Annotated in this window: 12 protein-coding genes; 1 reads left to right on the top strand and 11 read right to left on the bottom strand. The window is 34.1% G+C overall.

Features of this window, described 5'->3' with window-relative positions:
* Window positions 1-10 precede the first annotated feature (10 nt).
* From rihC to BCR24_RS05020, 7 genes are all read right to left on the bottom strand, one after another.
* Complete coding sequence (gene rihC, locus BCR24_RS05050; RefSeq protein WP_069639482.1) at window positions 11-934, bottom strand: ribonucleoside hydrolase RihC; 924 nt, start codon at window positions 932-934, stop codon at window positions 11-13.
* Window positions 935-1,067: 133 nt separating this feature from the next.
* Window positions 1,068-1,400, bottom strand: a complete 333-nt coding sequence (locus BCR24_RS05045; protein WP_069639481.1) for a hypothetical protein — start codon at window positions 1,398-1,400, stop codon at window positions 1,068-1,070.
* Between the two features lie 185 nt (window positions 1,401-1,585).
* Window positions 1,586-1,960 carry a DUF3796 domain-containing protein gene (locus BCR24_RS05040; protein ID WP_069639480.1) on the bottom strand — a complete coding sequence of 125 codons (375 nt, stop codon included), beginning with the start codon at window positions 1,958-1,960 and terminating at the stop codon, window positions 1,586-1,588.
* Window positions 1,961-1,981: 21 nt separating this feature from the next.
* Entirely contained in the window at window positions 1,982-3,751 is a 1,770-nt protein-coding gene (locus BCR24_RS05035; protein ID WP_069639479.1) for an ABC transporter ATP-binding protein, read from the bottom strand.
* Between the two features lie 26 nt (window positions 3,752-3,777).
* Window positions 3,778-5,133, bottom strand: a complete 1,356-nt coding sequence (locus BCR24_RS05030) for a radical SAM/SPASM domain-containing protein (protein ID WP_069639478.1) — start codon at window positions 5,131-5,133, stop codon at window positions 3,778-3,780.
* A gap of 67 nt (window positions 5,134-5,200) precedes the next feature.
* Window positions 5,201-5,380, bottom strand: a complete 180-nt coding sequence (locus BCR24_RS05025) for a hypothetical protein (protein WP_069639477.1) — start codon at window positions 5,378-5,380, stop codon at window positions 5,201-5,203.
* Between the two features lie 24 nt (window positions 5,381-5,404).
* Window positions 5,405-5,638 (bottom strand): hypothetical protein, encoded by a 234-nt coding sequence (locus BCR24_RS05020; RefSeq protein ID WP_069639476.1) that lies wholly within the window; start codon window positions 5,636-5,638, stop codon window positions 5,405-5,407.
* Between the two features lie 253 nt (window positions 5,639-5,891).
* Between BCR24_RS05020 and BCR24_RS05015 the strand changes: the two genes are divergently transcribed.
* Window positions 5,892-6,749: an Rgg family transcriptional regulator gene (locus BCR24_RS05015; RefSeq protein WP_069639475.1), complete on the top strand. Its 858-nt coding sequence runs from the start codon at window positions 5,892-5,894 to the stop codon at window positions 6,747-6,749.
* A 154-nt stretch (window positions 6,750-6,903) separates the two neighbouring features.
* Here BCR24_RS05015 and mprF read toward each other — a convergent pair whose 3' ends face one another.
* The 4 genes from mprF to dhaL form a co-directional block, all read right to left on the bottom strand.
* Window positions 6,904-9,492 (bottom strand): bifunctional lysylphosphatidylglycerol flippase/synthetase MprF, encoded by a 2,589-nt coding sequence (mprF, locus tag BCR24_RS05010; protein WP_069639474.1) that lies wholly within the window; start codon window positions 9,490-9,492, stop codon window positions 6,904-6,906.
* Between the two features lie 157 nt (window positions 9,493-9,649).
* Window positions 9,650-10,777 (bottom strand): glycerol dehydrogenase, encoded by a 1,128-nt coding sequence (locus BCR24_RS05005; RefSeq protein WP_069639473.1) that lies wholly within the window; start codon window positions 10,775-10,777, stop codon window positions 9,650-9,652.
* A 24-nt stretch (window positions 10,778-10,801) separates the two neighbouring features.
* Window positions 10,802-11,170 (bottom strand): dihydroxyacetone kinase phosphoryl donor subunit DhaM, encoded by a 369-nt coding sequence (gene dhaM, locus BCR24_RS05000; RefSeq protein WP_069639472.1) that lies wholly within the window; start codon window positions 11,168-11,170, stop codon window positions 10,802-10,804.
* Complete coding sequence (gene dhaL, locus BCR24_RS04995; protein WP_069639471.1) at window positions 11,163-11,750, bottom strand: dihydroxyacetone kinase subunit DhaL; 588 nt, start codon at window positions 11,748-11,750, stop codon at window positions 11,163-11,165. Before dhaL ends, dhaM begins: the two co-directional genes overlap by 8 nt.
* Window positions 11,751-11,801 lie beyond the last annotated feature (51 nt).

Here is an 11,801-nt window from a genome sequence, read left to right as displayed (position 1 = left end):
TAATATACCATCAATCACACTTCTCAATTGCTTCTAAAAACCATTGTCTAAATCGCTGCTCGTCAAGATCGACACAGACTCGACAGTTGTCCTCTTTTCCCAAATAGCCATCTAAATCTACCAAAGTAGCCCCCGCTGTCAACATGCCTTGTGTTTCAACCGCAACATAAGCTTGTTTAACGTCAAACATTTCAGGCGCTAACAAATACGCAATCGCGCAGCCATCATACATCTTCAAACCAGTATCTAAGCTGCCGCCACGATATTTTCTAAACAGGTGATCGATCATATCCCCAGTTTTATTCATTTTCTGAATCTGTTCTCGCTCTTTGGGCAGAATTAGTGCCTTCTCCCCAACATCTAATCCAACCATGGTTAACGAAATTTTACTTTCAAAAACAATCTTTGCCGCTTCAGGATCAGCAGCAATATTGAATTCTGATAACACGCCTTGGTTGCCTCGACCTAGTGCTCCTCCCATAATCACCAATTCTTCAATTTTTTCCGCACACTCTGGATATAACCTAAGCAGCAGTGCAATATTTGTCAATGGACCAATCCCAACGATCGTTGTTTTTACTTTAGAGTCCATCAATACTTTATACATCTCGATCACTGCATGATTTTTTGTCAATAATTCATACTTAGATTCTGGAAAATCATACCCATCCATTCCTGAATTTCCGTGAACATCACTGGCATTGATTGCTTCACGAAGTAATGGCCGATCTGAACCAATCGCTACAGGAATCGTCTTATCCCAAAATGCCAATAGTTTCAGCAGATTTTTTGTTACCTTATCCACGCTAACATTTCCAGCAACGGTAGTAAATAATCGAATATCCAACCTCTCATCAAATAGCGCAGCAGCAATTGCAGCAGCATCATCAATTCCTGGATCGGTGTCAATGATGATTCTTCTTGTATTTTTCATGTTACTTTATCCTTCCTTTTAAACTCTAGCTATGCTGAAATTTCTCCCAAACCAGCTTATTAAACTAGAGCTACCCTTTTTATATAAAAAGACTGTAAACAGCAAAAAACTGATTCTTTGGCTTCTTCTATTTTTAATAGTCTAATTGTTTCAAATGTAGCAAAAATGAATCTGTTGTTAAACGCTTAATCGTGTATAACCGTTCAATTTGTTTACGGATTTTTTTGTCTTCTTTTGTAGCCGAATCAAAAACATCCAGCAATTTGTTCGCTCCATACTCTACTAAAGTACCTACTCCACCACTACCAATGGCAAATCCCATCATTTCAGTATCATTTAGCTGTCCTTTTTTGATTTCTGCGATATTTTGACTAAAATCCCCTACAACGATAATTTCATCTGTCTGTTTAGCTAATTCTACAGCTAATTCAGCTTTAGTGCTGACACTCACCCGTTCAATCGTCATCTCAAAAACCTCCTGTATACCTTTTCTAATTATTATACGCTATCTACATTTTTTTACTAGAGGAACTTGAGACTTAAAATTGAAATAAAATCATATATCGTTTCTATCCAGTTTTGTCTTAATAATACACAAAAAGCAAATCGAAATAGACGATTTGCTACAGTTTAGACTATATAATAAGAAGTTCACGAAGTTAAATTTTTATAAACAAAATATCTTTCAAAAATAAATGACAGTGATATTGTTAATACAATTCCTAATAGCAAAATAGAATATCTAGCTTGATAAGATGGTGTAAAGTAAAATGAAGCCCAAATTGATATAGCTATACTTATTATACTTATTAAATTAGATTGATCATTTACTTTTTTATAATCGTATTTTAAACTAGTCAATGTTAGAGAATTGATTTTCCCTTCCCAATATAATCCAAATCCAGAAAAGAATATGAATAAAAGTAACAGCTCTGAAGAATTATATATATAGCCCAACATACCAAAAAAACCGAAAAATCCAGAGAAGCCCATCCAAGTTTTTACATGTGAATTTATATTGATCAAATCAGTCACTCCCCTTCTTAATTAATAGTATGAAGATTGCATATGGTAAAGTTTACAATACAAACCTTTATTATTCAATAATTTATCATGAGTTCCTTGTTCCACAATTTTTCCTTTGTCAAAAACAAGTATTTTATTGCTATTTTTTGTACTAGATAATCTATGCGTAATGTATATACATGTTTTTCCGTTCAAATGTTCGTTTATTAAATTGTTGATTTCAAATTCAGCCTCCGGATCAAGCGCAGATGAAGGTTCATCTAAAACCATTATAGGGGCTTCATTGTATAATGCTCTGATAATTGAAATTCGCTGAGCTTCCCCTCCAGAAGGAGTGTATCCATCAGCACAAAAGTCCTTAAAGATCATCGTGTTCTGACCTTTTTTTGATTCAAATTTATTCTTCATACCAAATAATTTTAATAGTTGATCAATTTTTTCTTTTTTGATTCTATTAAGCTTATGTTCAGATTCAAATGCAATATTTTCACTTAAAGTTAGAGAAAAAAGTTTAAAATCTTGAAAAATAGTCGAAAAGTACTTAATATAATCTTCATAATTTATTGATTGTATATCTCTTCCATTCACCAAAATTTTTCCACTAGTAGGTTTATAAATGCCTAATAATAGTTTAACAAAAGTTGATTTACCGGCACCGTTTTTTCCAACTATAGAAAATTTGTCTCCCTTATTAATTGATAACTTAATATTCTTCAATGCATAATTTTTTTGACCTTTATAAACAAAACTAACATTTTCAAATCTAATTTCAAATGCTTCATAATTTAACTGATCTTTTTGAATTTTTGTATCATAAATATTTTCTACATTGATATACTCTAAATAGTATTTATAGTATTCCGTATATTGATTCATTCCTATGATATCAGATATAACTGATTGAAATTGTGTTGTAAAAGAATTAATTGCAGTAAGATACAGTGAGAAATCACCAATTGTCAACATATTTGCAATTGTTCTTTTAATTATAAATATATAAGTCAGAATTTGTTGTAAAGCTGAACTAATTAACGTAATGTTACTAAAGTAAAAAGAATTTCTTCCTAACTTTTTATAAAAATCTAACATACTTGTAAGTTGAAGATTATACTTATCTAGTAACCAACTAGAAAGATTGTAAATACGAATTTCTTTTCCAAAATGAAAATTTTGAAAAATTCCAGAAAAATACGCACTTCTTCTTTCCTGGACAGACTTTTCGATATTAATTTGAATATTATTTTTTTGAATTTTATTATTAAAATACATATTTACAATCAAAAGAAAAAGAATTGAAATCAATAAATATATATCTAACGTAGCAATAACTGCTCCAAAAGTAGCTAAAGAAAATAATTTACCAACTAAAGAAAATGAGGTTTCTACTATTGTACCAAACCCATTGCCACCAGCGTATATAAATTGTTCAGATTTATTTTTCAAATCCAAAAATTTTTTTGATTCTACTAATTCCAAGGGTGCTTTCATCATACATGACCCTAAATATAATTGAAATTCTTTAAATGTTCTAATTTTTTCGACAGCTAATTTTTTTATACAAATGTTCTCTAAAAATCTAGTCATAATACTAGTTAATATAAAAATTATGACTAATTTTATTGCTTCAGTAATTTTCTGATAGGTAAAAATGTTATCAATAATATACTTTGGTAAGAATAAAATTGTTAACATATTAATGAATTTGACGAATTGTTGAATAATTAAAAGGAGGATATATTTACTATTATATTTCCAACAAATCATAATATAGTAACGCAATCCTTCAAACATGAACCTACCTCCCTAAAGACATCTGTCTACTGATTTGCCAATACTATAATCGCTTCTTCTGTCATTTTTTTGAACATATCACAGGTCATCTCAGATAATCTAAATGGATCTCCGGAATGAAAACTATTTAACCCTAGACACCCATTACATAAATTCTTTATAAAACAATCTTTACATTTTTTATTATTATTTTTTATACTAAAAGAGTGAATTTTACTCTGTAAACTGTTAAATGCTTCTGATTTAAAAAGGTTAGGGCTATAGATATTTCCATACTTCATTTTTTCTTGATCTGTAAACATAAAGCAAGGATATACGTCTCCATTCACAGAAACAGAAATAGTTCCTAATCCAGCATCACAGATAAGTGGAATATTTTGGGGCCCGTTAATCAAACCTTTTACTATTCTATCTACTAATGAATAAGATGCAGGTAAATCTCTTTCCTTCGGATTGTTAACTAGATGTTTTTCTACTAGATTGTTAAGATTTTCTGGAAATATACTTAAGTCTTTGACTCCATAATCTTCTTCATCAGTTGCCCCAGCAGGAACTAAATGAATATAGGCATTTGGTACTTCCTCACTTATATGATCAACTACATCCTGAATGCTAACGTCGTTTTCAACATGATTTTGATTATACGTTACTTCTATTGTGCTAGGTTGGTTGGTATATTGGTTTAATTTACTTATATTTTTTAGAATACGTTTAGAAGTACCTCGACCATGTTTATCAAATCTCATAATATCATTTACTTTTGGTTCACCATCATAACTAACTGTTACAGCAATATTATATTTTTTTACTAAATCAATAAACTTTTTAGTCATTATCGTCCCATTAGTAACTACCCCAAACTGTGTTTTAATTTCTCTAAATTTACAATATTCTTCTACTTTTTTACAAGTATATTCAATCATTGATATATTTAAAAGTGGCTCTCCTCCAAAAAATTGAATATACTGAATATTTTGAAAGCTTGAATAAAACAATTCTAATGTATCATCTAAAATATCCCTTTTCAAAAATGTTCTGTCAGAATGATAGTTACCACCATTTGCATAACAATATGTACATCTTAAATTGCAGTCATTAGTCATATGGAGTACTAGCCTATTCAATGTTTCAAATTCATTTATATCGAGATGAAGAGGATTTTGAGCCTCTTCTTTTTCTTCAGAGAAAATATTGTAATATTGGAAGTATTGCTTTTCTGTAATTGGATATTTGCTAAATATCTCATCTTTCGTGACACTATTTTCAATATCTTTAATTAAATGTTCCCCAGTTAAATTAACTTTAAAAAATCTTTGAGTATCTGGAAGAAATGCAATTTTTTCGCCACAATGTTTTGTATTTTCAATAAAATGTACTTTCATAACTGTACCTCCGAACATAATTAGTCTATATCTTAAGATAAATATGTATGGTATTCATGTGTCTTTATTACTTACAATATCCTCCGCAATTACCACCAACACCATTTCCACAGACTCCACCACAAAGCATTCCGTTTGTACACATACCACCGCATACAAACCCACCTCTTGCTTGCGGGTAATCAGATTTGCTATCCTCGGTAGAAATACTCGTCAATTCAACTTCATTTATTTTAATTTCGTTCATAATCTATTTAGTCCTCTCTTTTAATTAGCATAAACCACCACAAAATGCGCCAGCAGAACCACCGAGACAGCCACCTCCAACGCAGCCACCTCCACACGCACCGCCTGCAACGCCGCCTGCACAGGCGCCACCAATAGCTCCACCTCCACATATTAATCCACCACATTTAATACCGAGAGGCCCCCTTGCTTCGGGTTCACCAGAATATTGACTATTACTTAATTGTAGTTCTTCAATTCGTACATCGTTACTTCCCATAATACCTATTCCTCCATATAATATATTTTTGACCATACATATTTATCTTTGCTGAGAACCCTATCGTAGGAATAAGATTTTCAACAAAAATAAACACTAAATTAAAAAAATAATAGTATTAACCATATGTGCATATGCCTTTCCTCCTCATATTCTTATATAGTAGACAATACGCTAAATTGTCTGTTGTATAACAATGTGTTAAAATATCGTTACTAAAGTCAATTATTATTTACATAAGGAGTTGTATGGATTGGATATAGGAGAAACAATAGACTTTTTAAGAACTCAAAAGAATTTGAAAGTTAGTGAGGTAACTACTGATTACATATCAAGACAAGCTTATTACAATTTTGTTCACGGAAAGACTCATACTTCAATCAATAGTTTTGATATAATGCTAAACAATTTATGTGTAAGCTATGATGAATTTGTATTTATTAAAAATGGTTATTCTTTACCCGAGCAAGATGCCTTATTGTTAGAAATGAAGAAAACCTTCGAACAAAAAGATAGTGAAAAATTAATTGAAATATCCAAATATTGTTTAAGCAAAAGCAGTAAAACACACACGCATCTAGGATATCTTTGTTTGCTTTTAAAAAATAGATTGGATGAATCTAGTGATACTGTTACTTCGTCAAAATTAAAAGCGTATCTGCTTTCTGTAGCGACATGGACACATTATGAAATTGTATTATTTAATAATTCCATATATTGCTTTGACACAGACACAATTTTAACCTTAATGAGAAGAGTCATGCTCAACTTGGAAAAATATAAATCCCAGAAAGCATTTGGTAGTGAATGTTTTAGAATGCAAGTAAATGTAATCATTACATTGTTACAAAGAAAAGACTTAAACAACTGCTATCGTCTATTTGATGATCTATTTGATATGTCCTTACCTCAAGATGCTTTGTATGAAAGAAACATATTATTATTCATGAAAGGGCTATTTGAAGTGATCAAAAATAGAGAAGTAGAAAATAAACAAGTTTCTACTTCTCTAGCTATAATGGAAACATTAGGATGTACGGACAGTTTCAATATGTTTACTTCTTTATACACTTATACAATTAATGAATTAATTCAACCAAATAGAAATTGATAAATCATTTTCTCTCATATATGACTTATTGTATCATTCTTAATTCGGAATAGCGGGCCAATATATATGCATGAACATTCTGACTTAAAACTACACCAATATTTGATTTCTGTATTGTGTAGTTTTTGGGGATTAGCTAAAGAGCTTATTTTCATTATACAATCATTACTTCTTCCATCAAAGAGACGGCCTTCACTTTGCTTCGTTCAATCAACAAAGCCAACTGGATAATGGCAAATAACACATTGCTTTGTTTGGAGTAAGCAAAATATCTAGATTCCCACGTTGTCACATATTGCTCTTTCTCTTTTCTGGTGTCTTTGAAGCCGTACATTTGATCCCCATACTTATAAAAAATGTTAATCAATCGCTCATTTAAAAACGAGTATTTTGTTTCCCCAACATTTGATAACGGAGCTGCACCTAGATCCACAGAATCATAGCCGCGTTTTTGATACTCTGCAATAAAATGCGTCAATAAATAATCGGTCACAGGCTTTGGCGCCGCTTCAACATAACGCAACAAATCATAAGACATTTTACGATGCTGAACGATTGGCTTTGCCGTGATAAAGCCGATCACTTCATGGCCCTCATTTCGCAATACACCAAGATCACTTAAATCTAAATATGCTCTGTCAAAACGACCGCCGACAAAATTACGTTCCCGCTGTGACCCTAACCAGTCATCTGACACACGAGCTAGTTCTTGAAACACCTCATCTGAAACAGGTTCACGATACATTGTAAATGTATACCCTAAATTAGTTAAATGCTGTAATTCCATACTATTTGTTGCCAAAGAAAGTGGTGTTGACTCGATACTTGCAAAATCAACGATTCCTTCCTCTCCAACTTTCATAAATTCAAAGCCTAAATCATGTAAAAGCATTGTATATTTTTCGCTTACTCGATAAAAAGCGGCTTGATAGCCAAGCAAATCAGCTGCATCCATAAACGCTAGTGTCGCTTGTGCCCATTTTTCCTGATTGCCGATCGGATCTGCCAGTACAAAACATTTGTTAGCCTTGACTTGATAAGCAAATAAGACTTCATCTTCACCGTTTTCTTGATAATAATAATAGGAATAATTTTTTAAATGTAACGGATGACTGCCTTGTGTCCCTCCATATTTAGTGATCAACGCTGTTAAACGCTCGCCTTGATAAGAATTCCCTAACCGCTTTGAAGTCTCAGCTAAGTATTGATATAGCGTGATCAAGCCGATCATTGAAATCCCTAACCCTAGTAGTCCTGAAAACCACACATCATCCGATGGAAATAATAAGAACATATGTGGCAATGGTCCTGCTTTATCCGGATGAGAACTATAATAGCCCGCAACCGCATAAATGATAAACAAAAAGCTAAACAAAACCCCATCAACGGCAAGAGCCCCCCAAGAATAAACAAATTTTTCTCGATAAAACTCTTTCCTTGCTAAAAAAACGGCTGAAAGAATCACGAGATAAACCAGAATCAACTGCCACGAGGCTGTCCGAGAAATTGTATTGATAATACCAAAAATCAATAATCCAATCGTTGGCCAGTACGCTTTTTTCACTTTCATTGAAATCCCTCTCGCTAAACCTAAAAGTAAAAAACCGATCAACATATTAAACGTTTGGTCTAAAAAGTCAAAGGAAAATGGCAATAAAAATTTAAACAATCGACTAACGTTGGATAAGTTCGTGATCGTAGACAATAAAACCATCATGATTCCCGCAAAATACAGAGCCGCTACTAAAATAAAATGGGCTACTTTCTGTGAAAAAATCTGTGGTAAATTGTCAAAAAAACGATTGATCTTAATGCCTGTTTGATGGATAAATAAAATAATTCCAGTAATAAACGGGAGGACATAATAGAATAAACGATAATAAATCAACCAAACAACTGCAGTTGATTGCCCCACCCCTAATTGTGAAAGACCTAAAATCATCAACACATCAAACGTACCCATCCCCCCTGGAACCATGGTCAACATGCCAATCAACGTGGCAATCACAAACATTGGGTAAACAGAAAGTAACGAGACATCCACTTGCATCAACGCACCCACACTTAAAAAGACAAACATCGCACCTAACCATTGCCCAAAGGAAGCCCCAAACAAAAGAAAAATCCCTTTCGGAAAAAAATCTTTAAACAACGTATACTTCTTTAACTGCGCAAATAGCAACAATGCTGGTGCGATCAAACTTCCAGCAAGTAGCCAAACCCAATACTCCCTAAACAGACTATCTGGTCGAATAAAAAAAATATCGATAAATGCTACAAAGGCTAAGATAGATAGACCAGAAATCATAAACAACGCTACTTTAGAAACGGTCGAAACAACTTTTTTACGTGGCGCTTCCTTGCCATAAAAATTGGCCCGCAACGTCGCACCAACGACACCGCCAAAACCGGCAAGATTATTGATCGTATTTGTGACCCAGGCAGAGACAAACCATTCCCAACGATTCATTTTTGGCTTCCCTTGTTCTTCTAGGACTTTCACCACTACTAAATCATATAAAAGCATTGGTAAAACCCCAAGTAAGCCCGCTAAAATCATTCCGATAATTCGAAAACGACTTTGCTGCCCCATTGTCTGAAAAACATCCTGCCAAGTCATTCCCTGCACGATATGTGTCACTTGATTGGCTACGAAAATCAAGACTGAGCCAAGAAATATCAGCTTTAATAATAAGCTGTGTTCTTTCATCCAATGAAATAATTGATTCAATCGATTTTTCATCTGCTCACCACCTTTATATAATTTAAGAGTTTTCTTTTATATGTTATCTTATAACCGATTGTTTTTCCAGTTTCACTCTTGAAATCCTTGATTTATACACAAAAACAGTTGTTAAGCTTCACTATCCAAGCTTAACAACTGTTTCAAACGGGTGATCCTATTTGTTCTTATACTCTTGCCCAATCTTATCGGCCACAATAATTGCTGCTTTCACTTGATCCACAGTAATCGGAAATGGCATTGAATGAATCGATTCTTCTGGAATACATGATTTTTCAGCAACTTCTGTTAGCTCAGCATCTGAGATTTCCTTCACCCCTAAATCGGCTAAGCAAACTGGTAACCCGATCGACAAAGCAAAATCCAATACTTCATATAATTCCGCTTTTGGTGCATTTTCTAAAATCAACTGACAAATCGTGCTGAACGCTACTTTTTCGCCATGTGTTGCGCCATGTGCATCATGTAAAACAGTCAAGCCATCATGAATCGCATGGATTGCTGCAAGTCCTGCGCTTTCAAACCCTAAACCTGAAAGTAAGATATTTGCTTCAATAATATTTTCTAAGGCAGGTGTTACCACATTATTATCTGAAGCTTCCTTTGCCTTCAAACCATCCTCTAAAATCGTTTCATAACATAATTTCGCTAATGCCAAGGCTGTATTGGTTCCTTTAGCTGGGGGACAGACCCCTTCACGTGCACCACAAGGCAATCCTGCATTTACATTAGAATAAGAATTATGTGTTGCTCTTGCTTCAAAATAAGTGGATAAGGCATCTCCCATACCAGAAACTAGAAAACGTGTTGGTGCATTCGCAATCACTACTGTATCTATCAAAACGACACTTGGACTTTGAACAAAATAAGCATAGTCATCGAATTGACCTTCTTCGGTATAAAGAACAGCTGAGTGACTCGTTGGCGCGTCCGTTGCTACGATTGTTGGAACAATGATCAAGTTATGCCCTTGTGCTACACATTTCGCCGTATCAATGGCTTTACCACCACCAAGACCGATTATACAATCACAGGCATTCTCCTCAGCTACTTTTTGCAAACGAGCAACTTCTACCCTTGAAGCTTCTCCATGAAAATTACTTTCAACAAAGGAAATAGCAAATGTTTCTGCCGTTTTATCCAGTTTATCTTTTACACGATTTACATCATCTGCATGAGCGATCAGTAAAGCTTTTTTCCCAAAAGTTGTGACAAAGTAACCTAAATTCAATAACTCATCTTCACCTTGAACGTATTTTGCTGGACTAATAAACGCTTTTCTCATGTGTATAAACTCCTATCCTTTAACTTATTTTATTTTTAAAGGGGCTAGCTGCTCCTTTATCGCTTCGATCGGTGTGTTTACTTGTAACAATGCTGCCGCTGTATATGCGCTTTCTACTAATGCTGTATCAAATAATAACACTTCTTTTTCTGTCATATCGATAGCCATTTCTAAATTCATTTTTGCGCTGCCTAAATCGTAAAATGCAAATAGAGTTGGCGCAGGATTCTTTTCAAATGCATCCATGATTTTTTCAAATGATGTTCCAACCTCACCTTGATCTAATCCTGCTGCGACAGTGATTGGCACATCTTTTGCCACTTCTTTGATCAAACGATCGACTCCTTCGCCGATTTCTTTGACATGTGACACAATTACTACACCATTATTCATCAATCACACCTGCTTCCATTAAAGATTGAAAGAAATACATACTGGACATCGCTCCTGGATCGATATGGCCGATGGATCGCTCCCCTACATATGAAGCGCGACCTTTTGTCGCCACAATATCCTTTGTTGCTTCTACAGCGGATTCCAATGTTGCTTCGGTTAATTTGTTCTCCTTGATTGCTGCAAGTGCTGGTGCCCATTCGTCTAGCATCGTCTTTTCACCGGGCTGACTATTTCCTCTTTTTTCAATACCAGCTAAACCAGCTTCTAAAATCGGCAACACATCGGATGTTGTTGCCGCAGCTTTTGCCATTTCCATCATTGCAGTTCCGTATAGCGGACCAGAAGCACCGCCAACTTTACTGATCAACGCCATCGCAGTCAATTTAAAAACATCTTGAACACTTGCAGTTTCTTTATTCTGCAAGCTCTCACTTACCGCTTCCATCCCACGAGCCATATTATTTCCATGATCGCCATCTCCGATCGGTGTATCTAGTTCACTTAAATAATCTTTATTTTGATCGATTTTCTCTTTAAATAATTGTAGTGCTTTTTTTGAGTTATCTACTGTAAACATGGTCATTCCTCCTATTTTTCAAACTAATAATACAGCGAACCGTCTAATAAG

This window comes from Enterococcus ureilyticus (genome assembly GCF_001730315.1).
GTDB classification, from domain to species: Bacteria; Bacillota; Bacilli; order Lactobacillales; family Enterococcaceae; genus Enterococcus_L; species Enterococcus_L ureilyticus.
The sequence above is the reverse complement of the archived record's forward strand: the minus strand, read 5'-3'. Positions and strand labels throughout refer to the sequence as shown.

Bases quoted from the DNA above. Each gene is read 5' to 3' on its own strand.
- BCR24_RS05020 (WP_069639476.1), bottom strand. From the start codon at position 5,638: ATGGGAAGTAACGATGTACGAATTGAAGAACTACAATTAAGTAATAGT.
- BCR24_RS05045 (WP_069639481.1), bottom strand. From the start codon at position 1,400: ATGACGATTGAACGGGTGAGTGTCAGCACTAAAGCTGAATTAGCTGTA.
- rihC (WP_069639482.1), bottom strand. From the start codon at position 934: ATGAAAAATACAAGAAGAATCATCATTGACACCGATCCAGGAATTGAT.
- dhaM (WP_069639472.1), bottom strand. From the start codon at position 11,170: ATGAATAATGGTGTAGTAATTGTGTCACATGTCAAAGAAATCGGCGAA.
- dhaL (WP_069639471.1), bottom strand. From the start codon at position 11,750: ATGTTTACAGTAGATAACTCAAAAAAAGCACTACAATTATTTAAAGAG.
- BCR24_RS05025 (WP_069639477.1), bottom strand. From the start codon at position 5,380: ATGAACGAAATTAAAATAAATGAAGTTGAATTGACGAGTATTTCTACC.
- BCR24_RS05030 (WP_069639478.1), bottom strand. From the start codon at position 5,133: ATGAAAGTACATTTTATTGAAAATACAAAACATTGTGGCGAAAAAATT.
- mprF (WP_069639474.1), bottom strand. From the start codon at position 9,492: ATGAAAAATCGATTGAATCAATTATTTCATTGGATGAAAGAACACAGC.
- BCR24_RS05005 (WP_069639473.1), bottom strand. From the start codon at position 10,777: ATGAGAAAAGCGTTTATTAGTCCAGCAAAATACGTTCAAGGTGAAGAT.
- BCR24_RS05035 (WP_069639479.1), bottom strand. From the start codon at position 3,751: ATGTTTGAAGGATTGCGTTACTATATTATGATTTGTTGGAAATATAAT.